This is a genomic window from Paenibacillus wenxiniae (assembly GCF_039822605.1).
GTDB classification, from domain to species: domain Bacteria; phylum Bacillota; class Bacilli; order Paenibacillales; family Paenibacillaceae; genus Saccharibacillus; species Saccharibacillus wenxiniae.
The window spans coordinates 92,070-114,756 of record NZ_JBCGUH010000002.1 but is presented as its reverse complement, the minus strand read 5'-3'; the positions used below and the strand labels follow the sequence as shown (position 1 = coordinate 114,756).

Below are 22,687 nucleotides of genomic sequence, written 5' to 3'. Positions count from 1 at the left end.
ATCTGGATCAGGAAGTTTCGACTTCCATCGCAAATAGTGGGGTTGTTGTACTGCTATTTCAGTCTCACAATGCTTCTACGTTCAATATTAGGCTGGAAAATGGACAACTCCCATACAATAAATCAAACCGTTACTGTTTACAGCTTGCTATCGTCGATTCCGTTCAACCAGTTCTCGATATCGTCGATTACCGAAGCGACACAGCCCTGTTCAAATGGCGAGATCAGACCTGCCACGTCAACGAGTCCGGTAAACGATTTGCTGCCGCCCTGCTTACATAGATTGACATAGTCTGCCCATGCAGCTTTCTGATCCTGGTGCATCTTTTTCCAGAACTGGAATGCACAGATTTGAGCAAGCGTATAGTCGATATAGTAGAACGGCGCTTCATAAATATGACCTTGCTTTTGCCAGTAACCGCCTGCTGCGAGAAATGCGTTGTCGCTTTGATCCCAGTATGGCAAGTACTTCTCTTCCACTGCTTTCCACGCTGCCTTACGCTCAGCAGGTGTAAATTCCGGATTGTCATAGATGACATGCTGGAATTCATCAACCGCTACACCATAAGGAATGAAGTTAAGTGCACCGGACAAATGATCGAATTTGTACTTGTCGGTATCTTCTTTGAAGAACAGCTCCATCCACGGCCAGGTGAAAAACTCCATGCTCATCGAATGAATTTCTGCGGCTTCATACGTTGGCCAGATGTATTCCGGCACTTCAAAATGGCGACTCTCGTACACCTGGAAGGCGTGACCCATCTCATGTGTTAACACATCGATATCACCGGACGTACCGTTAAAGTTAGCGAAGATGAACGGGCTTTGGTAGTCGTTCAGGAATGTACAGTAACCACCGCCCATTTTACCTTTTTTGCTAAGCAGATCCATCAGCTCATTTTCCTGCATCATCCGGTAAAAGGCATCAATCTCTGGCGACAGCTCCGAGTACATTTTTGCACCATTATTAATAATAAAGTCTGCATCACCTTTCGGTGTCGGGTTACCACTCTCAAAGCTAAACGACTGATCGAAATACGTCAGACGATCCAGACCGAGACGTTGACGCTGACGCTCTTTCAAACGAGCAGCTGCCGGTACGATATATTCCTGTACTTGCTTGCGGAATGCAGCTACCTGCTCTGGTCCGTAGTCTGTACGGTTCATACGCGCATAAGCGAGTTCGGTAAAGGTGTTAAAGCCCAGTTTGCGTGCGATCGTTGTACGCACTTTCACCAGTTCATCGTAAATGCGATCTAGCTCTTCGCTATTTTCAGCAAAAAATCCATATCGTGCTTCACCTGCACGTTGACGCATAGAGCGATCTTTCGATTGCTCGAATGGTCCGAGCTGAGTTAATGTGCGCTCTTCCCCTTCGAACGGAATTTTCGCCGACGCGATCAATTGTCCGTAAGCGGTCGTTAATTTATTTTCCTGTTGCAAATCAGCGATGATGTCAGGATGGAATGTTTTCAGTGTCAGCTCGGCAGAGTTGAACAGCTGATTGCCCCATTTCTGCTCCAGCTCGCTACGGAAAGCAGAATGTACAAGTGCTTTGTAATAGCTATCTATGTACTCCTGGAATACCGGTCCAATCTCATCCATAAACTCCTGTTCAGCCTTGTAAAACGCATCCTCTGTATTGATCGAGTGACGCACAGATACAATCTGGGATTGTGTGGAAAACGTATTGATCAGCTTGTTAATATCAGCCATCGCTCCGTCCTGCTCCGCAAAGCTGGACGCTTCTTTAAAGCGGTTCAGCAGCAAATCAAAATTCGTTTTCAGCTCATCCATATTCGGACGCTGATAAGTAAACTCGCTAAACTTCATGCACTTGCACCTCACTGTAATAGTCTCGGAATGTACCGGCTAACTCTATGTTACTAAATTTCACACTAAGTGAACAGATTTTTTATCCGCTGGTCGAATAAAACTGCAAAACATTCTACAAATGCTCCATACAGGGAGCGGCTTGAACGATAGCAGCATCGATTAAATATGCAATTATTCCCATCCGTTCTAGGACATAGGCCCTATTTCATTCCATCTGTATGATAGACTTGATTGTACATAATGCTCGCAAAGCCATACATAACGCGTAAAATGTCCTTTGCGAATATGACAGACTTCGATCAGTTCCAATCCAGCCTCAGCTAGCGAAGACTCCAGCGGCTCGGTAGAAATAATGACCTGTAGCGGTGCCAGCTTACCTGTCGCGCGCAGCATCTTCAACCGTTCAGCTTCCTCTAGCACGGAGCATAGATTATAAGGCAGATCAAGTACAACAGCATCGTACGTACCGTCCAGTTGTGTCATATCGGCAACGCGCACGATATCTGGCATGTTATAAAAGAATAGATTTTCTCGTGCTCCCTGTACAGCGAGCGGATTCAGATCAGAGCCTGTCACATCGATGCCCATCGATAACGCTTCGATTAGCACTGTACCAATACCGCAGCATGGATCAAGCAATGTGCGTCCTTCAATTTGTGGCATAGCGATATTAACGACTGCGCGAGCGACACGCGTACTCAGCGCGGTAGAATAATGACGCGGCTTCTCATTATGCTGAAGCCATACCGATTTTCCATGCCATAACTGTCCAAGCAGCCATTGCCCGTCTACATAGATCATGCCCAGCCATATATCGGGCTGCTTCATCTGTGCTTTGGCACGAACATTCATCCCGATCCGGCGCTCCAATTTGCGTTTTTCTTCATACGTAAAGGACTGATCGCCATTGAGGCAGATCAGTTTGAACGTTATAGGCGGGGTAGCTAATGGTCGTTCTGACAGCTTTGGAAGCTTTGGAAGCTTTAGCAGCTCTGACGGTTCTGATGGTTCTGATGGTTCTGATGGTTCTGATGGTTCTGATGGTTCTAACGACTCTCGTTGTTCTGATGGTTCTAGTAATGCCGATTGTTCTAGTGGTGCTAGTTGTTCTGGTTGTTCTGGTGGTTGTCGTAATTCTGAAAGTATTGGTAACTGTGCCAGTCGTCTTTCTGCTGACCGTTCTACAGGTAACTGTGTAGGTCGCTCGGCTAATGAGTCTGCTCCTATGGCTGATTCTATTCCAGTATCCACCAATGCGCTGTATGCTGCTAATTGCAGCTCACGTGCATTTTGCTCCAACTCTTCCAACGTGTCCGCCGTAATCCAACTATCAAGTCGCTGGTGGATAAATGGACTACGCTCTGGCGCAATACAGATAGGACTGCGTACATAATGCGCCGTTGGATCGGTCGTGAGTAAGCGGCGAAGCTCTAGTGAGCACAGTTCTTGTTCATCTTCATGGCAGGCATACGTATAAATATAGTCGTGCAGCGCTGGCGTACATAATGCACGATTAGCTGTATACTCGTTAGTTTTTATATTTGTCTTTATATTTTTGTTTGTGTTTCTCTTTGTGTTTGTAGCTCGATCGTCAGTCATCTTTGTGCCTCTTTTCGATTGTTACAGTAAAATACTGCCATCTTAATAGTTGCGTATAGTAGATTAATATAGCACATTGATGACGGAAAGAGCTTTAAGCTTTACTACAAGCTTGTACGGCAATAATGCCAGCACGATAAACCGATTATCCGCAACCGGCAGTTTTTATTAGAGCAGCTGCTGAATCCGGCGAATATCTTCATCGTTCAGTATATAATTCACATATACGACCTGTATATGCTCTGGTAGCTGCACGTCAAATATGCGTGATACGGTAATAATCATATCCGTTTCCGGCATATGTTGCCGCAAATGCGATAACGACATACGTTTCGTAATTTCCAGTCGTTCTCCGCATGATTGGTAAATCTGCCCTGTCATATGATGCGCTACACTTTCGCCGAGATCGCAGATCAAGACGGCTTTTTTTGTCTGCCGGGCAAATGAGGCAAAATAAAGCGCCATATAGCTAATTTCGTGTTCGTTTATCGAAGACAGATCGGTGTCCGGCAGTAAATGACGGCATAACGCAGCCATTTCCATCTGTCGAGGATAGTCATTTTTCACCTGTTCAAAAATCGGATTATGCTCAAAATGCCCTTGCCGGATTCGGTTCAACATGCTTTCATTGTGAATGGACAAGCGCGCACATAACGCGGTATCCAATGTGTAGGAAGTACCATACTGACGATCCACCAGCTGTAAAAATTGCTCTGTGAACGATACACTTTCCGCGGCAGCCGGATGGGGCGCCGGTTCATGATAAATGACACGTTTCGCACCCATGCATGCCTGCAAAAAGGCGGCGCCAGCTGACGACAATTCCGTCTGCTGATCAGCAAGCGCTTGCAACAGTTCTTTTGTCCAGGTAGCAGGTGGTTCTGGTTCTGGTTCTGGTTCTGGTTCTGGTTCTGGTTCTGGTTCTGGTTCCAAAGTATAGCCTTTTTCTTCCCGTTTGATCGTAATAAATGTATCCAGCAGAAAGCCTTCTGCCGACTTATCGATCAGATCATATTGATATCGTTCCAGCAGTTGCGGCAAGTAACTTTGCAGCCATGTATATAGCTGCGTATAGGATTCGCCGAAAATAAAGCGCAGTGCTTTGTCCATCAAAATCGAGCCGAATGTATAATAATTCAAGGTCGCTGTGATGACATGGCGTTTTATTCGCTCGGAGCCAACCAGCTGTACCCCCTTAAGAGAAGTTTGCAAATGAATCCCAGCAAAGCCGGTCAGATAGTGAGCGATTTCTTTTAAACTGTGTGTAACTGAGGTTTTGGAAGCATACATAATTTCAGCGAGATCACGAGTCGCGATCGGTTGATCCAAAAAGGAAAGATGCAGCAGTAAAAACAAAAAACGTTCGTTCGCTGTTTCCGGGTAACTTTTCGTACGTGCCTCTCCAATGAGCTGTTCCAGACAATAACGTGCACCCGCTCCATCGGATGGGTGAATATAATATCCACGTGTGGGCGAAGAACGAATCAGCGTATCACTGGAATGTTCGTAAACGGCTTTGTAATATTCGTTCAAGGAACGGATATCCATACGCACCGTACGCAGACTGATTGCCAGTCTGTTCGTAAATTCGGCTGGAAGCACATGTTCTTTTTGCAAAAGCATGCGCAGTATAATAATCTCTCTTGCACGCACAACAATCCCTCCCCATACTATGTTAATTATAGCATTGGAGAAGGATGGCTGGTGAATGAGTCGGTTTTATTTTCGCTTTAATTTACTTTTCGCTAAGGTCTACTTTTAACCAAGTGCTGACGTTTACGTTTCATTGGATAGAAGCCGAATCGTTACCGATGAGCCGTGGCGGCTATCTGGCCCGATAATCAGCTCGAACTCACCAGGATCAGCGCGATATTGCAAATCCGTATGATAATAACCGAGCATATCTGCGCTAATCGTATAGTCTACTTGGGCTGTCTCGCCTGGATTCAACTGAATTTGCTCATAAGCAATCAGTTCTCGCACCGGACGAGCAATCTCGGCCACACGGTCATGAATATAAACCTGCACCGTTTCACAACCGGCATATGGTCCATGATTCGTTACCGATATGCTAACGTGTAGCGGACAATTCGCTGATAGCTCGCCTGTGCCCGCATCGATATTTCCATATCCAAATTCAGAATATCCTAATCCATATCCGAATGGATACAATGCTTCGTTCGGAACGTCTAGATACTGTGTTTTGTAGCGCTTTTCCTGCGTCAATAGATGCGCGGGACGACCGGTGTTCAGATGATTGTAATGCACTGGAATTTGTCCGCTATGATACGGGAAACTCATCGTTAGACGTCCGCTCGGATTACAGCGACCGGTCACAATATCCGCAACCGCATGTCCACCTTCTGTACCTGGAAACCATGCTAGTAATATGGCGTCCGCATAGCGTGCCACTTCCTCCAGTTCAATCGGTCGTCCGGCAAACAGGACGACAACGATTGGCTTGCCAGCAGCAGCGGCTATACGCAGTAGCTTTAACTGATCGTGCGGCAATCCGATATGAGCACGTGATCCAGCTTCACCTGACCATTCTTCTCTCTCACCTAATGCAAGCAAAATAACGTCTGATTGCTGAATAAGCTCGATCGCCTGATGCAGAACTTCTTCTTCGATGTGACTATCATCAGTAGATAGCGACTGTACTTGCATGCCCTGCTGCTGTAAACCTTCCAGCACGGTAACAGCATGCTGTGGATCGCCATCGACCGACCACGGACCAAGCAAATGCCGATTGTCTGCATACGGTCCGATCAGCGCCAGCTTCTGCGTACTATTCAGCGGCAGCACCTGCTGATTTTTCAATAATACCATCGACTGCACTGCTGCTTCACGAGCAGCGTGACGGTGATTCGGATGCAAAATCATTTCCTGTTCACGCGCTTCGGACACGCCGCGATACGGATCATCGAATAAGCCAAGCTCCTGTTTTAACTGTAAAATATGTTTGACCGCTTCATCTAGCTTTTGTTCCAGTTCTGGATGCTGTTCACATAGCTCTGGTAGTGCTTCGATATAAGCGGTCGTCATCATTTCAATCTCGATACCAGCTTGCAGCGACAGACGTGCTGCATCTGCCGAACTCGCAGCCACGCCGTGTGGAATCAGTTCTTTCACGGCACCCCAATCGGAAATAAGCGTGCCATCGAATCCCCATTGTTCGCGCAATATATGTTGTAACAGCCATGTATTCGCTGTCGCAGGCACTCCGTTTAGCGTATTGAACGCCGCCATCATCAAGCGCGCTCCTGCCTGAAGTGCCTGCTGATAAGGAGGCAAATAGTCGTTATACAGGGAAAGCGGAGACAGATCGACGGTATTGTAATCTTTGCCGCCCTCTGCCGCGCCATAGCCAGCAAAATGCTTCACACATGCAGCCAACGTATCGGACTGCTGCAAATCGTCCGTCTGGTATCCTTCTACCATCGCCGCCCCAAATTGTCCCAGCAGCAGCCGATCCTCACCAAAACTTTCCATCACTCTGCCCCAGCGCGGATCACGTACAAGATCAACCATCGGTGAAAAGGTCACCTGAAAACCGGCAGCGGCAGCTTCGACAGCTGACACGCGCGCTGTGCGTCGCAGCACATCTGGATTCCAGCTACATGACAATGCTAGTGGAACCGGGAAAATCGTTTTATAGCCGTGCACAACATCCGTCATGAAGAGCAGCGGAATGCCCAGGCGATTATGCTGCAAATAGTCGCGCTGGATACGCAGCATACTTTTTGCATCCAGCTTGCCCAGTACAGAACCAACGATCCATTTATGCTGTTCAACATCTTTCATACGGGAAGCGGTACCTGTCGCCTTCGCACCATCTACATTGAAAAAGCTTGTTGTAATCTGCGTCATCTGTCCGATCTTTTCCATCCGTGTCATCTGTTTGATCAGTGCTTCAATCTGTGTTGTATTCATCCTCTGCTCCTGTACCCGTTGTATATTAGCCCTTTTTCGCTTCTAGCGCTTCTTTCATCTTGTCCGAATAGCCAAAGAAATAAGTGAGCAAAAACGCCGTTGCCATCGAAATTACATTGACTAGCAAGTACCACGGCAACTGATCATTCATATAAAGTAATGTACCTGGAATCGCCGTAATGGACATCCCGGTTGCTTTCAAACCGAATAACGAAGACAGGAAGCCGCCTACTGCACCACCGATCAAGCCCATAATGAACGGCTTCACAAATCGTAGATTAACCCCAAAAATAGCTGGCTCTGTAATGCCAAGCATGGCGGATACTGCCGAAGGATAAGCAAGTGATTTCGTTTTAGGCGAGCTGGTTTTCACCGCTACAGCCAGTGCTGCCCCTGCTTGCGCAATAATCGACGCTGAACTGATCGGATTGACCGTATTCCAGCCTGTTTCTGCTAGCATCTGAATTTCGATTAGATTGAGCGCATGATGCACGCCCGTGACAACGATAATCTGGTTAATACCACCATAGATTAGTCCGCCCAATCCGCTAGGCAATCCTAATAGGAAGTTAACCGCTGCCAGCAGCCAGATTTCCACTTGGTGGAATATCGGCCCGATTACCATAAGGGACAGCACGACCATAATTAACAAAGTTAGAAACGGTGTCAAAATCAGATCAAGTGCATTTGGTACGCGTTTGCGCAGCCATTTCTCGATCTTAGCCAGACACAAACCTGCGATAAAGGCAGGCAATACGGAGCCTTGATAACCGGCCACTTTAATAAAACCGAAGAAGTATAACGGATCTGCCTTATGTTGAGCGACATCCCATGACACCGGTAAAGCTGGATGGACCAACATCAATCCAAGAATAATCCCCAGTACCGGCGAACCACCAAAGTTTTTAACAGCCGACCAACAGACAAGTACAGGTAAAAAGGCAAATGCCGTATCGGTCAAAATTTGAGTAAGCAGCAGGAAATCGGGCGATACCGTCGATGGTGTAGCTCCGAACAGAGCCAGCACCTGCTCCTGCATAATTAGACCACGTACACCCATGAACAAACCGGTCGCAACGAGTACCGGAATAATCGGTACAAACACATCACCAAAGATGCGAATCATACGTTTGAACCAGTTGTCTCCGTATTTGGACGCGGCTTCTGCCTGTTCGTTCTTGCTGCTACCGGACAATCCGAGTGCCAGCACTTCCTCGTATACTTTGTTTACGATACCGGTTCCAAGAATGACCTGATACTGACCCGATGTGAAGAAAGACCCTTTGACCAGATCGATATCGGTCACCTCTGAGTCTTTAATAATTTCACGATCTTTCACAATGACGCGCAGCCGGGTCGCACAATGCGCCACCGAAATAATATTTTCATCGCCGCCAAGCGCCTCTACAATCTCGCTGGCAATTTGTTTATAATTTTTGGACACTTACAATTCCCCCTTCGATAACTCCCACACCTTACCACTTACATTTGCACAACCGGATAAACGAATCGTGTCGGCTGCCGCATCGAAAAACACGCGCATCGTAGCTGTTTTTTCGCCATCATTGATAAACAGTTCTACCGACGAGCGATCTATAAATAGATGCAGCCGCTCTAAACGATCCGGTAGCGCAATCACACGTTCATCCCATTGCCCTGTCCACCAGCTGCGCCGTTTCAGTACGACTTGCCCGCTCTCGGCGGAATAATGCAGCTGTACACGATCCAGCAACAACAACTGCCAATGGCGAACATTATCAAACTCAAGTAGCATTTCCTGTACATGAGAAGTGACAGTCCATACCGCTTCGCTAACTTCATCGCTGCCTGCCGACACGAGATTGTAAGCACGCTCATTTTGGCGTAACTGCTGCAATTCAGTAACCGGACGCTGCTTTAGACCCTGTGTTCCAGCGATTAGCTGACGCGGAATCGTTAGCGCATGCAGCCAGCCATCCGCTACAGTCGGTTGTGACATCTGGTAATCGATCTCGCCGCCACCCATCCAGGCAAAGGAAAGCACTCTTCCCTGCTCATCTACAAATGACTGCGGTGCATAATAATCCCAGCCTTCATCCAATTGCTGTTCCTGTCCCGAATAGAGCAGGAATTGAGCATCCGACTGCATTTGTCCGGCAAAATAGTACGGAATACATTGATCCAGCTCCCGACCATCCTGTTCGATCTTTTCCTGCCGGCTGACAATCATATACTGCTGCTCTGCCACGGTAACAAGGTCCGGGCATTCACACATATAGCCCCAGTTGCGATCATCAGACAGCATATTGCCCTCATACGTCCAATTCCACAGATCATCTGATCGATACAGCGCTACATTACCAGTCAGTTGCTCCGTCTGAGCGCCAATGACCATCCACCACTGCTGCGCAGTTGTATCTTTCCATACTTTGGGATCACGGAAATGCGCTGTATACCCTTCTGGCAGATAAATGACCGGACCATGCTTCGTAAATTGCTCTCCATCCGTAGATGTCGCCAAACACTGATACGTTTCGCGCTCACCGGATTCCGTGCGCACATTGCCGGTATAAAAAAGGTACAGCGTATCTCCATGCACAATAGCACTACCGGAATAGCATCCGTCTTTGTCATACCATTGATCCGGGTGGAGTGCACATTCGTAATGTTCCCAGTGCACCAGATCGGTGGAAACGACATGTCCCCAGCTTTTCGGCCCTTGTGCCTGAATCCGATCCAGCCATTGATAAAACACATGATATTTCCCTTTAAATTGCACCAGTCCATTCGGATCATTCATAAATCCGGAAATCGGTGCAATATGGTAATCCAATCTGTAATTGTTCATTTTGTATACCCTTTCATTTCGTGATGTAACGTTATTATAGGGTAATGCTAGCCCGATCGAATACTCAATTATTTGCACTTGAAAACGGCAAAAAAATGACTACTTCAAGCTTTTCCTGTAAACGTTTAAATGTATATGATCCAGTTGCCAAATGCTGGTATGTTCGTTGAATCGAATTTGATATTTTATCTGAGGGGTGTACGCAAACTTTTTTTGTTAGGGCAGACACCACTCCGTGAAGGAATAAGGGGACGGACTCCGGTCTGTGCTGCTTACATACATACGAGTTTGCATAAATGCAGCATAGTGCATCAACATAAGAGGAACACTGCTAGAAAAATACGATATAGAAGAATACACTGTGCAAATCAAACTTGAAGTTCATTTCGGAAGCCAATTCAGTAGTTAATGGAATAGTAGATGCTACATGTTATGAACGTAACGATAATTGGAGTGCTTACATGACAATAAGTCACTCTCCATAAAGAGTGACTTATTGCAACCTATAAACTAAACTCGATAGGAGCGGATAAGATCATAACATTTAAGCTAAACATCACATATCAACTATACTGCTTGCTTTCTTGCTCGCTTGCTTACTGCTTAAAGTCGTATTAATTTGCCTTTAATCGCGCATACATATGCAAATTGTTAAATTGCCGATTGTTCTCGTCGTACTCGCGCAGTGTATTTTCAAACACAACATGCAGCTTTTGCAGCAGCTTGATCGAATTAATATGTGCAGGTAGAACTTTAGCTTCTATTCGATTGCATTGTGGCAAACGTGTATAAACCCGTCTATAACATGGAATCCCCTGCTTGGATCAGATCGCTGCCAGCGCGATCCCTTCGCTTAATAAACATCGCTTTAGCTCACGCGCAAAATCTACAGCATGAACACCGTCGCCGTGAATACAGACCGTATCGGCTTCGATGGTAACGATCGTACCGTCAGTCGCGCGTACTGTACCTGTATTCAAGAGATGGATGATTTGCGCAGCAGCTTGACTGGCATCATGTAAAAGTGCATCCGCACGAGTTCGCGGAGTTAATGTACCATCTGCCTGATAGGTACGGTCAGCAAACACCTCGCTTGCTACTTTCAGACCTGCTGCATGACCGGCGCGAACAAGCTCACTGCCAGACAATCCGTACAAAATAAGCGACCGATCCAGATCCGCAATCGCACCTGCAATCGCCTCCGCCAGCGGCGCAGATACCGCTGCCATATTGTACAGCGCACCATGCGGCTTTACATGATGCAATATGCCACCTTCCTGCTGTACAAAAGCTTGCAGTGCACCAATCTGATACGTGATCAAATCCTGTACCTCAGCTGGTGACAATTGCAGCTTCCGCCGTCCAAACCCAGCCAGATCAGCGAAGCCTGGATGAGCACCAATCGCAACCCCATGTCGAAGCGCAGACTGTACTGTTTTACGCATAACAGAAGGATCACCAGCGTGAAAGCCACACGCAATATTGGCTGAAGTCACCTCGGCAAGCAGCTCTTCGTCATGCCCCAGCTCATAAATACCAAACCCTTCTCCCATATCACAATTGATATCGATCGAAATCATTTGTCCATCCACATCCTTTCGGCTCTGGCTTGCTTCAATAATGGTATACATGTATAGGGTCATCTATGAAGTTATTGATGAAGGTTTGTATACAGTTGCGTATGAGTTCATTTATAAGGTCATACATACACCGTTTATAAAGTCATATCGTTTATAAAGTCATTTATGACAGCGTTGATCCATTCATTTATTAAAATTATTGCATAAACGTCGTCGTCCATATCATATTTCTATGTAAAAGCATGCAGACCCATACCGTTCCCTCCGATCATTAATCGTTTTGAATTGGCAAACCTAGCGCTTGAAGTCGCAGCTCAATCATGCGACGCAGTAGCTTTAATTCATACGTCCATTCCACATAAAGCCGCTGTGCTTCTTCCAGTTCGATCCATCGAAAACGCACGACTGCTCCTGGTGCAAGCTGTGCTAACAGCGGCAGATCAAGGCGGATCACCTGAGCTATTTTGGCATAGCCGCCAAGCGTTTGCCGATCAGCCATTAACATAATCGGCTGTCCATCTGTCGGAACCTGTATCGTTCCCTCTGTGACCGCCTCAGATAAATAGGATATCGCTTGCTTCAATTGCAGCGGTTCACCGGACAAACGGTAACCCATGCGATCCGATTGCGGTGTAACACGATACGCCTGCGTTAAAAACTGCTTTTGAGACGATTCCGTAAAGTCTTCCCATTGTCTGCCCGCTATGATACGAATCGTCACTTCATTGGTATAGCGTGGTAGGATATGATAACTTACCATCCAACGTACAGGCTTTGGCTTTGATCTTGGTTCTGGTTCTGGTTCTGGTTCTGGTTCTGGTTCTGGCTTTGGTTTTCGTTCTAGCTTTAGTTCTGGAACTGATGCTGGCACTGACTCTTGCTTTGACTCTGATGCAAATTCGGGTTTTAATTTCGGCTCTAATTTTGATTCTTTTTCTAATTCTAATTCTGATTCCTGTTCTAGTTCTCGTCCCGATATCGGCGTAGTTTCTACAAAAACTACGTTTTCAGAAGCAGTTAATGGAGCGTATTCAGATATAGAGTCGTGTGACAGCAATGGCTCATCCATAGCTCTGTTGATCGCTACTACTCTAGTAACATCATGTAGTGGAAGGGTAGCCGATTCCTTATCAAATTGATGTATTTCTGGATAAAGTCCATGTGTGATGTTCTCATCAGCTCGACGTAATCCGGTTACGTTCGTATCCTGTTTCGTATTCTCATCCAAACGACTATACAGACGATCGCCTGCTTGCAAAGCACGACCTGCTAGTCCACCTATACCTGCTCGCAAATAGGTACTGTAGCTGCCTAGCACCGGCTCTACCCACCAGCCGCCTGCAATAGCAATATAGGCACGGCAACCTGTACTCACTTTGCGAAAGGCAATCCGGCTACCTTTGCTGACGTAAACCGGTCTCCACATCGGAAGTGGCGTATCATCTAGCATAGGCTCCAAATTACCACCTGTTACAGCAATCCAACCATCTTTCATCATATGAGCGGCAAATCCAGACCATGTAATTTCCAGTGTAGCTTCTGATTCGTCATTGCCGACAAGCCAGTTTGCCAGCGTATGAGCAAGTGTGTCCATCGCTCCATTGGGACTGATACCATAGCGTCCATAACCTGTTCTGCCTCTGTCTTGAATTGTCGATAACATACCTGGCTTTTCGATCTGTATGCTCATCTGGCTCATTCCCCTTTTCCCGGTTCTGTATCCAGCTCATGATTCACTTGTCTCTGGTCACCATGTTCTGTCGCCAATAACGTATCTGGCTGCATTATTTTAGCAGACGATGAAATAACCGATTCTTCTTGTAAGCGCCATTGTTCATACTCGTCAGGCGTAATCGGATAAAATTGCACCGCTCCGCCACTTTCCAACAGAACCGGCGGCTCTTGCTCCGGTCGAAACAGACGTAGTGGCGTTCGCCCGATCAATTGCCAGCCGCCAGGTGTATCGAGTGGATAAATACCGGTCTGCATGCCCGCAATCCCAACCGAGCCAGCCGGTATGTGCACGCGCGGCGTATCATGGCGAGGAATAGCTATCGATTCCGGCATTCCACCCAGATACGGAAAGCCCGGTGCAAAACCAAGCGCATAGATCGTATAGGACGCACTGCTATGTATACGGACAACGTCTGCTGGAGACAAGCCATGATAAGTAGCCACTTCATCCAGATCCGGTCCATATTCGCCGCCATAACATACAGGAATGCGAATGAGTTGCTGTGCTGATGGCTGTGAGTCGGATGACAGCTGAAATCCAGCTGTTAAACGCTGATCCAGCGCTGTACAAACTGCTTGATAGGGCGTAACGGATAGTTGTCTGCTATTTGCCCATTGCTCTATCTCATAATATACTGCCAGCGTAGTATACGAGGGTACATATTCTATAATGCCTGCAATCGGTTCCTGTTCAAAAATACGTAATGCTTGCTGCACATCAGCCAACACCTCCAGCCCGATTTCACGACCAAATTCGATCAATACCACAGCATCACCAAGCGGCTCCATACGCCAGTTTTTCTGCACCATCTGTATGCCTCCATGTTTATTTTATTTAAATAAAGGAACCGTTTTATATACCAAATTGCTTATGTATACGGTACAGGATGAAATTATTTTACCTGTGGTGCTAGTTCGAGTTCATGTTTGACCATCCCTCTTTTCTAAAAACTATACACAAGCAGTTTACATACATGCCCTAGTAGCATGGGCATTACTGTCTTTATATCTTTATCTGTGTTCATGTCTGTATCTGTCTATATCATACGTCTATATTCTCGTTAATTGTTCCATTTTACCGATTGTCCGTATCCCTGTCGAATGATGATCTATATCCGGTTTCATATACCGTTTATTGTGCATCATGTACATCGTATATTTACTACCACACATAGTTCTGGTATTAAGAATGATTATAATGATGTCCACAATTCTTGCATAAAGTTTTCATAAAGTCTTTCATAAAACAATTCATATCACATTTATAAAACGATTCATAAAGTATGGCATAGACTATTTCATCGTGCCTCTCATAAAGTTTCCAAACGAGTCATTCACGTTTGGCGGTCGACGATGATGTTTATGTATGGAATAATACGAAAGACAGCATGTGCTTCGGCAAGATGGGAGAGGATGGCATGATTTATCGTGTCAGTTATATATCGGATACGTATAAAGTGAAAGGTTATCTAGCTCTGCCCTATGGTATGAGTATCGATAAAGAAACACTCCAGCTTTCACTGCATCAATTTTATGATCGAACCGATCTGGAGGTCGAAGAAATTGCCTGTCCACTGCATCATCCCCATGAGGATGTGCAGCGACAGCGTTTAGCTGTATTGGTGTATTGTCGAGGTGGAATTGGGCGAGTCGGTAGCGTACGTGCGACATGGTTAGAACGATTTGCGCAGCATGGTCAGCTCGTCTTTGCTCCCTGTTATCGTGGTGCCGAGGGCGGCGAAGGCTGGGATCAGTTTGGCGGTGCGGATGCACAGGATGTGCAGTCTGCTCTGGACTGGCTTAGTACGCTATCCTTTGTACATGCGTCCCGTATGAGCCTGATGGGCTTTTCACGAGGCTCTGTCAATGCGACACTGGCGGCTGCAACATGGAAGCAGCGTGAACTAGACAATCAAGATGGCGAAAATGGCATTTATCGCCTGGTGCTCTGGGGTGGTGTAGCTGATCTGGCACTCACGTATGAGGAACGAATCGATCTGCGCCGTATGCTAAAACGTGTCATTGGCGGCTCCACAGGCAAATATCCAGAGCGCTATGAAGCGAGATCACCTGTAGCGCTGGCACCACAGTTAGCCTGTCCTGTGCTTATCATTCATGGCGAACAGGATCAGCAGGTCGATCCAGGACACGGCAAGCTCATGCGCGAACGACTGGAGCAATTGCATAAGCCATTTGCTGTGCACTGGTACGAGCATTATGGGCATCATATGCCAGAAGACGTGCATAAGCAGGCGATTGCACGTATGTTCGACTGGCTACAAGGCCCCGCTTAAATGGTATAGTATGGCTATAAAATATGGCTACAAAAAGAGCTGCAATGATCGTATGATACGCTCCTGTTGATTCAACAGAACGGTTCATTACATTCATTGCAGCTTTTTGTTTATTCACTGACCATAACCGCCTTACGATCTTGCTCCGATTGCTGTGCCAGCTTGAGCATAAATTCAGCTAGATTCGCTCTGGAAAGTTTGAGTTTACTAGAAGGAAGCTGACGAATCGTTGTTTCATAATAATAGCTGCCGGTACGCTCTCCATTCGTCAATAGCGGAGGTTGTACAAGCACCCAGTTAGCGGCACCGGACGAGATGATTTGCTCTTTATCCCGGTGATCGGCTAGCAGGTTTCTCATCAGCAGCGGCGTGATCCAGCGATATAATAGCCCCAGCTTTCCGGCATCTTTTCTCGTGCCAATAAAGGAAATATGCACAATTTTACCAGCCTGCTGCGCTGCCGCAGCATGTGTAATATGACGAACAGCCTCCACCAGACGAAGATCACGCTGAAACGGGCTTTTGGCACCAAGTGCGGAAAAGACAGCATCATAATGCTTCGCCGCCAGTGCTGCATTCACCTCATCATAACTTGTCACATCCCCCTGCACGATATGCAATAGTGGATGCTCCATGTTTAGCTTATCCGGATTCCGTACAAAAGCGGTAATTTCATGCCCTTGCTCCAGCCCCTGTAGCACTAACTCGCGGCCTGTTTTCCCCGTAGCTCCGAAAATAATCATTTTCATAGCGTGCCCTCTCCATTCGTCGATTCATCTTACTGATGCCAAAATACGCACACCCAAGATCCTAGCGGAGGTTGTACAAGCACCCGCGCGTTCAGCTCGAATTGGGATTCGTTCATCATCGTTTATGATCGTTTATAATCGTTGTAAAAGCTTACGAAAAGTAAGTTTTAATCAAACTATAGGCGATAGATGAATACGGTGTCAACTTTCACAGCTGATTGGATACTCGTTTGATTATACCCGATCACGTTCATAAGAAATCAGATCATAAAAAAACCGACTTTCCGATATAGAAAAGCCGGTTTCGTATGCTTATGGATGGGTCGGTTTGCTGGATGGCTGTATATATTATACTACTGTTGCCGGCACACGGCTGCTGCTGCCTTTGCGTGTGTGCATGCTGCGTGCGATCCAGACGCCAGCAGCGCCCGCTTGAGCAAGACCGCGTGTTACGCCTGCGCCGTCACCGCCACAGTACAAGCCATCGATTTCAGTTTCGAGATTTTCACTCAGCTTGGGACGAGCGGAATAAAATTTCGCTTCCACACCGTAGAATAACGTATGCTCCGAGGCGATACCTGGTGTGACACCTTCCAGTGCATGCACCATTTCAACCAGACTTTTCATCGTATTGTATGGCAATACTAAGCCGAGGTCACCCGGTACCGCTTCTTTCAATGTCGGCTCCAAAAAGCCTTCTTTAATACGGTCTGCCGTCGAACGACGTCCACGTAAAATATCACCAAACTTCTGCACGATCACGCCGCCACTCGACAGATCATTGGCACGACGGCAAATTTCACGTGCATATTCGTTCGGTTTGTCGAATGGTTCTGTAAATTTATGCGATACGAGCAGGGCAAAGTTCGTATTACGCGAACCGAGCGCCGGGTCTTTAAACGAATGACCATTGGCTGCCATCACGCCACTATGATTTTCCACCACAACGTGACCGGACGGATTGCTGCAAAATGTACGTACCCGTGTACCAACCGACGTATTAAAAATGAATTTGCCTTCATACAGATGCTTGTTAATTTCTTGCATGACCACATCGGACGTTTCCACACGCACCCCTACGTCTACCTGGTTGTTGTACATTTTCAGACGACGTTTTTTCAAAATATCGGTCAGCCATGCCGAGCCATCACGTCCCGGTGCGATCATCACATTGTTGGATTCGTAAGTTTCGCCTTTTTTCGTCACGATGCCGGTAATACGGTGCTTACCGTCTTCTTTGACAGTAATAATATCTTCCACTTCAGCTTTGTATACCATATCAATGCGAGTGTTCAGGTATTCATAGATCGATTTTAGAATCTCCAGATTTTGCTCGGTTCCCAGATGGCGCACCTCAGCGCGCAGCAGCTTCAGCCCGGACGCATAGCCGCGTTGCTCGATATCGCGAATCACATCGGTCGTTGGATCGGTAATGCTCTCTGTCGCACCATGCTCCAGATTGATGCTATCCACATAGCGAATCAGATCTTCAACGCGCGAACCCGGCAAATAATCGGTTAACCAGCCACCAAATTCAGTCGTAATATTAAATTTGCCATCACTGTAGGCACCTGCTCCACCAAATCCGGCGGTTACGGAACATGCAGGCAAGCAGCCAGCAAAGTCTTTTTTACCTGCTGGCGGTGGACAAAATTGAATCTTCTCCTGCATGATCGGACAATTCCGATTGTAAATATTATGACCTTTATCAATCAACAATACTTTCCAATCCGGCGCAATCCGTGTCAATTCATAACAAGCGAAAATTCCTGCTGGTCCTGCTCCTACAACGATGCAATCATACTTATTCATAGTATCGTATCCCCCACCTGTGTTCATTCATTTTAGTTGCATGCTTCTGCTTACTGGCGGCAACCTATCCGAGTGACCCACGTCTTCTGTACATCCATCCTGCTCCAAAACGGCCAGTTCGGGCATGACAAAACAGAACCTCGATCGACAAGACAACAAAAAAATCCCCGGCCAGCGAACAGGTATGCTAAAGCATCCTATCCGTAGCCAGGAATTTGCGGTTCCTTGTAGAGACCCCCGAACCTTATTTTCGAGGATATACGAATATTAATATTATTTATACTATTCAATATACGCTTATCGTCGGAATAGCGTACCGCTCACACTAGTTAACAGCGAGCTACATATCGTATATTAACGAATAATACACGAATGGTCAATAGTTAAAATAAATTAATGTTCGTTTTTTTATGATTAATGATGCTTATACAATCATAAATCTGAGCTGATTATGTAATTTCACGAACTTTTGCAATGTATAAGATGAAAATGTATCGTAAATATGAATTTTTTAAGCTTTTCAGTAATATTCGGAAAATGAGCCATTGTTGTGAAAGCAATCTAGTAAGATGATGATGCTAGTAATGGTTACCATCTGGGTATTATGCTTGTTGTATAGGGATTGAATATGCTGGATGAGTGTTCAGCATGTGGAGGTTATTTGTAAGTATGGGAACTACTTGAGGATTGGAGTTTGCCTGAAACTGTCATGCTGAGAATTACACCACTTCCGGTAAGGAATAAGGGAACGGACTCCGGTCTCGCACAGGAATCTATGAATTGGGAGAGAATGTAGATTCCCGTGCTCAAAGGTCGTCCTTTTCCCTTATTTCCTTCCCTCCGTTCCGTGCTAGTCGCAACATATGTAAACACGTTTGCGTTCATGACCGTTTTTGAATCTACGTTGTCATAGGAATCAATTTTCTTATAAATGCCTCAGATACAGATACAGATACAGATACAGATACAGATACAGATACACCCGATTGTGATCTCTGGAACATAGCTTATGCTATAGTTTGCAAGGTTTTGCAAATACATCTTGTACTAGATATATGCTAAATGCTACTATAGTCCGCAATCCGCCATTTCGACCAGGCATAGTTTGTTTCTACTTCAGATTTCATAGTTAGTGAAGTAAAAAGTATCCTTAATAAGTAACATTTTAGCTAAATGACTACCGTTATGTACCAGGTGAATTTTTCGATTTATAGAATCACTTTTTCTTTTATTTAGAAAATTAATCCGCTGTTTGCAGCAATGCCATAAATGCAACATTACAGAAATTCATCATGCTTTGCACAAATAGGTGTACGTTATGCATTTACGCTTTAGATTATTATATTCACCTCAAGATCGAATGGAGCACATCGCAATTTCAATAAAATTATGGAGTAGCAGCGTATATAAGGTCTCAGAAAGTCCAAAAAACCTAAGTAGGTCTACAGTCTACAAAGGCTTATCAAGAGCTAATAAGAGCTGCGAAGATCCAAGCAATCTAATAAGCTTCAAGAAACTTTAAAAACCTTCAAGAAATTTGCAAGAAGGTCTCCATGTTTTAAAAACGCCAAAAGTCCTTCCACCTGCTGAACGGAAGACAGAGAACGATGCCATAAGACCGACCTTTAAGCCGGGATACGACTGCTTTCTTCCCATTCGGAGTATCACGGCTTAACCGGAGGTCGTTGGCATGTTCTCTGACTGGAGTGGTAGAAGCAACTTCATCCCATGTAAATCTCCCATCCAACTAATACAAATTATATTTAAAAACGCGCCCATCTGAATACCTTAGCTGTTTTTCTTTGATCATCCAAAAGTTGATCATTCCTAGCCTAATCATTCTGAGCTAGATCATTCCGAATTTAATCATTACGAGGGTACATTTTCTTTTCATCCGAGCATAGCAAAAATGCAGCCCCGTGAAGGACTGCATGATCTACTGTAAATGTATTTATTATATTCATTAGTCAGAAGTGTTGGAACGGCGATATAGACTGCCTTCTCGGATGCCGAAGATGATGCGGTCTTCGCATACGTGAAAAGAGGCAAGCGGGCGTGCCTGTTGGGGGACGGCTTGCAGATCGGCATACATGCGCTCAGCTACATCGTAGCATTCGCGATCTGTACATTTGGCATAAGCTCCGAAATATTTTTGCATGATCCAATATAGCTGCTGGCCCAGTTCGTCGGACGAATGGACATGCGGCAATACATTGATAATATGTTCAATCTCAATATTATATTCATCAGGCAGACACCATTCCCGTAACTTCATTGGGTTCCATTCCATCATATGCAGCGCAACGATAGAGTACGCACGTTGATGGACATTCCCACCATGATTGCTATTCATCCATATTCCTCCTATGCTCCGGCTACCCGGAGATGCTCTGTCTGTATATATGAGCAGTGATTTTGGACTTCTATGGCTTAAAGAAGTAATCTACCTGTTCCGTGCCAATGTCAGCATGCCATCAGGCAAAGTACAAGCAGGTCTATGGGGAAGAATATTGAAGTCTATCGAATATACCGCAACGATTCACAAGTGAATCACATTCTGGCATAAATGCGTAAGAAGCCGCAGTTTTGCCAAAAGACAATGTGCTGAAAGCACCAAGTCTATCATCCAGCTTATCCGTATTCCGGACTCTCTTCCACAACTCCCCAGTTACCGCGCGTTTGTTTACAATCATTCTTGCCGAAGAACAATTGCAGAAAACAAGCAAAAAACCACTTAAATGGAACGATATGGCGATGTGCGTTATGCGCTTAAACGTCATTTCCATATTTCCCTTGCAAGCTGTCTTGCATACAAAATTATGAACGAGTCAACCGAAACTGTAAATGCGGTAAAAGACCCACAAATGGATGGCTTCTACAGATGTACGACCTGGTTCCGATTATGAAAGCAAGCGATCGGGTAAAAGGTAGCTAGAGGGCATAGCATCGATCAAGCTTCATATGAAGTTGCTCCCCTAAAATATGCCATTACTTTATAACAAAGGACTGATCATAATGACAGAACAAAACGATATTAAACAGGTGCAAGAATGGCTGAATCGTTACATTGGAACGACCCTTATCATTGAAAAGCAGGAGCTGGATGACACCGATATCGTCCACTTTACGCTGTCCAGTATCGACGAGCGTAGCCAGGATAATGAGGTGGATGATTATTTGGAAAGCGCCCTTTTGCTACGCGGCGAAGGTCGCACGCAAAATGCTGAAGGCGAAAGCGTACCTGTACCTGGTGATATGTATGAGATCATTACTCATGATTTGCGTATTGATGAAATGAATAATGAACATGTACATCTAAATACAGAGCGCGCCACCTACAAGTTATCTGCCAAATAAATCGTACTGATGTAAATGATAGGCTGTACATCATAAACGTAAGCAAGCGACCATCTATTATATGAAGTATCCATCCCCATGCTATATGAACATCACTACTTTCTACGTAAGGTGAGTTCATGCATAGGAGAAGGTATATGGCTCATATCATAGGTGGTCTTTTTAAATTGTCATTCTAACTTGGACGCGGTTCCGATTCTAATGTAGGTTTGGTTCTAGCAGCTTGACGGAGATTGATTTCAACTTTACATCTGCTGTTTGTATTCATTCATACCGTCCTCATGTTGAGTACCTGTTATAGACACTATCCCAAAATAGCGCTAATAATCAACTGCTGCGAGCGTGGCAGGCCAGCAGGCCATTCGCCCACTTTACAATACATCATTTCGCTAATCTCACTACTTGGTAAAAAGGTGCCTTCCTGCACCGTGCCTTTGAAAATCAAATCTACACAGTTCGGATCGCTACGGCGAATAGCGCGCTCCAGACGCTCGATCTGTACATCCAGTCCGGTTTCCTCCTTCACTTCGCGCAACAGCCCTTCTTCCGGTTGCTCCTGCTCCATCCAGCCGCCCGGAATGCCCCACGGTTCTTGCTCTCGGTAGGAATGGCGAAGCAAAAGCACCTCGCCTTTATCATTCGTAAATACACCAAGCACTGCAACGAGGAAGGATTGCTGGCTACGTCGAACGATCCAATTTTTAAAACGATTCAGTGACATATGCTTATACATCCAGACAAGCCAGTCACGCGGAATACGATTGATCCATTTGGCAAACATACTCATGCTCCCTTCGATATTCACTTTTTTTTACATTTTTTCTGCATCGAATCTACTTCTATTTCTACTTCCACCTCTACGCTCACCTATGTGTTTGTACTTCCTTATGTACATGCGTGCAGCTTCAGCCCGGATACATCACCACATTGCTCCATATCGACAATCCGATCGATTGGTGTTCCACAA

General features: G+C 45.7%; 16 protein-coding genes and 1 riboswitch. Of the genes, 2 read left to right on the top strand and 14 right to left on the bottom strand.

From position 1 onward, the window contains the following. Positions 1-137 precede the first annotated feature (137 nt). The 10 genes from AAHF22_RS03740 to pxpB form a co-directional block, all read right to left on the bottom strand. The gene (locus tag AAHF22_RS03740; RefSeq protein WP_347323630.1) at positions 138-1,832 is read right to left on the bottom strand and encodes a M3 family oligoendopeptidase; all 1,695 of its coding nucleotides are present in this window, start codon (positions 1,830-1,832) and stop codon (positions 138-140) included. Between the two features lie 189 nt (positions 1,833-2,021). Beyond that, on the bottom strand, positions 2,022-3,434 hold the full coding sequence (locus AAHF22_RS03735; RefSeq protein WP_347323629.1) for a TRM11 family SAM-dependent methyltransferase: 1,413 nt from the start codon (positions 3,432-3,434) through the stop codon (positions 2,022-2,024). A 168-nt stretch (positions 3,435-3,602) separates the two neighbouring features. Continuing rightward, positions 3,603-5,087, bottom strand: a complete 1,485-nt coding sequence (locus AAHF22_RS03730; RefSeq protein ID WP_347323628.1) for a BglG family transcription antiterminator — start codon at positions 5,085-5,087, stop codon at positions 3,603-3,605. Positions 5,088-5,210: 123 nt separating this feature from the next. Beyond that, the gene (locus AAHF22_RS03725) at positions 5,211-7,367 is read right to left on the bottom strand and encodes a glycoside hydrolase family 3 N-terminal domain-containing protein (RefSeq protein ID WP_347323627.1); all 2,157 of its coding nucleotides are present in this window, start codon (positions 7,365-7,367) and stop codon (positions 5,211-5,213) included. A 25-nt stretch (positions 7,368-7,392) separates the two neighbouring features. Continuing rightward, positions 7,393-8,811: a sucrose-specific PTS transporter subunit IIBC gene (locus AAHF22_RS03720; protein WP_347323626.1), complete on the bottom strand. Its 1,419-nt coding sequence runs from the start codon at positions 8,809-8,811 to the stop codon at positions 7,393-7,395. Then, positions 8,812-10,194, bottom strand: coding sequence for a glycoside hydrolase family 32 protein (locus tag AAHF22_RS03715; RefSeq protein ID WP_347323625.1), 1,383 nt, complete (start codon positions 10,192-10,194; stop codon positions 8,812-8,814). Between the two features lie 614 nt (positions 10,195-10,808). Then, positions 10,809-10,976 (bottom strand): GNAT family N-acetyltransferase, encoded by a 168-nt coding sequence (locus tag AAHF22_RS03710; protein ID WP_347323624.1) that lies wholly within the window; start codon positions 10,974-10,976, stop codon positions 10,809-10,811. 42 nt (positions 10,977-11,018) lie between these two features. Continuing rightward, on the bottom strand, positions 11,019-11,774 hold the full coding sequence (locus AAHF22_RS03705) for a LamB/YcsF family protein (protein ID WP_347324093.1): 756 nt from the start codon (positions 11,772-11,774) through the stop codon (positions 11,019-11,021). Between the two features lie 271 nt (positions 11,775-12,045). Next, positions 12,046-13,464: a 5-oxoprolinase subunit C family protein gene (locus AAHF22_RS03700; RefSeq protein WP_347323623.1), complete on the bottom strand. Its 1,419-nt coding sequence runs from the start codon at positions 13,462-13,464 to the stop codon at positions 12,046-12,048. Positions 13,465-13,469: 5 nt separating this feature from the next. Continuing rightward, positions 13,470-14,318 carry a 5-oxoprolinase subunit PxpB gene (gene pxpB, locus AAHF22_RS03695; RefSeq protein ID WP_347323622.1) on the bottom strand — a complete coding sequence of 283 codons (849 nt, stop codon included), beginning with the start codon at positions 14,316-14,318 and terminating at the stop codon, positions 13,470-13,472. A 608-nt stretch (positions 14,319-14,926) separates the two neighbouring features. Here pxpB and AAHF22_RS03690 point away from each other — a divergent pair. After that, positions 14,927-15,802 carry an alpha/beta hydrolase family protein gene (locus AAHF22_RS03690; RefSeq protein WP_347323621.1) on the top strand — a complete coding sequence of 292 codons (876 nt, stop codon included), beginning with the start codon at positions 14,927-14,929 and terminating at the stop codon, positions 15,800-15,802. Positions 15,803-15,912: 110 nt separating this feature from the next. On the opposite strand, the gene AAHF22_RS03685 is transcribed toward AAHF22_RS03690, so the two are convergent. From AAHF22_RS03685 to AAHF22_RS03675, 3 genes are all read right to left on the bottom strand, one after another. Continuing rightward, on the bottom strand, positions 15,913-16,551 hold the full coding sequence (locus AAHF22_RS03685; protein WP_347323620.1) for an NAD(P)-dependent oxidoreductase: 639 nt from the start codon (positions 16,549-16,551) through the stop codon (positions 15,913-15,915). A 348-nt stretch (positions 16,552-16,899) separates the two neighbouring features. Further along, complete coding sequence (locus tag AAHF22_RS03680; protein WP_347323619.1) at positions 16,900-18,363, bottom strand: NAD(P)/FAD-dependent oxidoreductase; 1,464 nt, start codon at positions 18,361-18,363, stop codon at positions 16,900-16,902. A gap of 184 nt (positions 18,364-18,547) precedes the next feature. After that, a riboswitch (purine riboswitch) is annotated at positions 18,548-18,647 on the bottom strand. Positions 18,648-20,326: 1,679 nt separating this feature from the next. Continuing rightward, positions 20,327-20,716, bottom strand: a complete 390-nt coding sequence (locus AAHF22_RS03675; RefSeq protein WP_347323618.1) for a hypothetical protein — start codon at positions 20,714-20,716, stop codon at positions 20,327-20,329. Between the two features lie 662 nt (positions 20,717-21,378). Between AAHF22_RS03675 and ymzB the strand changes: the two genes are divergently transcribed. Beyond that, entirely contained in the window at positions 21,379-21,720 is a 342-nt protein-coding gene (gene ymzB, locus AAHF22_RS03670) for a protein YmzB (protein ID WP_347323617.1), read from the top strand. Positions 21,721-22,024: 304 nt separating this feature from the next. On the opposite strand, the gene AAHF22_RS03665 is transcribed toward ymzB, so the two are convergent. Further along, entirely contained in the window at positions 22,025-22,501 is a 477-nt protein-coding gene (locus AAHF22_RS03665; RefSeq protein ID WP_347323616.1) for an NUDIX hydrolase, read from the bottom strand. Between the last annotated feature and the right edge of the window lie 186 nt (positions 22,502-22,687).

Coding starts and splice junctions, on each gene's coding strand:
- AAHF22_RS03740 (WP_347323630.1), bottom strand. CDS start 1,832: ATGAAGTTTAGCGAGTTTACTTATCAGCGTCCGAATATGGATGAGCTG.
- AAHF22_RS03735 (WP_347323629.1), bottom strand. CDS start 3,434: ATGACTGACGATCGAGCTACAAACACAAAGAGAAACACAAACAAAAAT.
- AAHF22_RS03725 (WP_347323627.1), bottom strand. CDS start 7,367: ATGAATACAACACAGATTGAAGCACTGATCAAACAGATGACACGGATG.
- AAHF22_RS03715 (WP_347323625.1), bottom strand. CDS start 10,194: ATGAACAATTACAGATTGGATTACCATATTGCACCGATTTCCGGATTT.
- AAHF22_RS03705 (WP_347324093.1), bottom strand. CDS start 11,774: ATGATTTCGATCGATATCAATTGTGATATGGGAGAAGGGTTTGGTATT.
- AAHF22_RS03700 (WP_347323623.1), bottom strand. CDS start 13,464: ATGAGCATACAGATCGAAAAGCCAGGTATGTTATCGACAATTCAAGAC.
- pxpB (WP_347323622.1), bottom strand. CDS start 14,318: ATGGTGCAGAAAAACTGGCGTATGGAGCCGCTTGGTGATGCTGTGGTA.
- AAHF22_RS03690 (WP_347323621.1), top strand. CDS start 14,927: ATGATTTATCGTGTCAGTTATATATCGGATACGTATAAAGTGAAAGGT.
- AAHF22_RS03685 (WP_347323620.1), bottom strand. CDS start 16,551: ATGAAAATGATTATTTTCGGAGCTACGGGGAAAACAGGCCGCGAGTTA.
- AAHF22_RS03680 (WP_347323619.1), bottom strand. CDS start 18,363: ATGAATAAGTATGATTGCATCGTTGTAGGAGCAGGACCAGCAGGAATT.
- AAHF22_RS03675 (WP_347323618.1), bottom strand. CDS start 20,716: ATGAATAGCAATCATGGTGGGAATGTCCATCAACGTGCGTACTCTATC.
- ymzB (WP_347323617.1), top strand. CDS start 21,379: ATGACAGAACAAAACGATATTAAACAGGTGCAAGAATGGCTGAATCGT.
- AAHF22_RS03665 (WP_347323616.1), bottom strand. CDS start 22,501: ATGTTTGCCAAATGGATCAATCGTATTCCGCGTGACTGGCTTGTCTGG.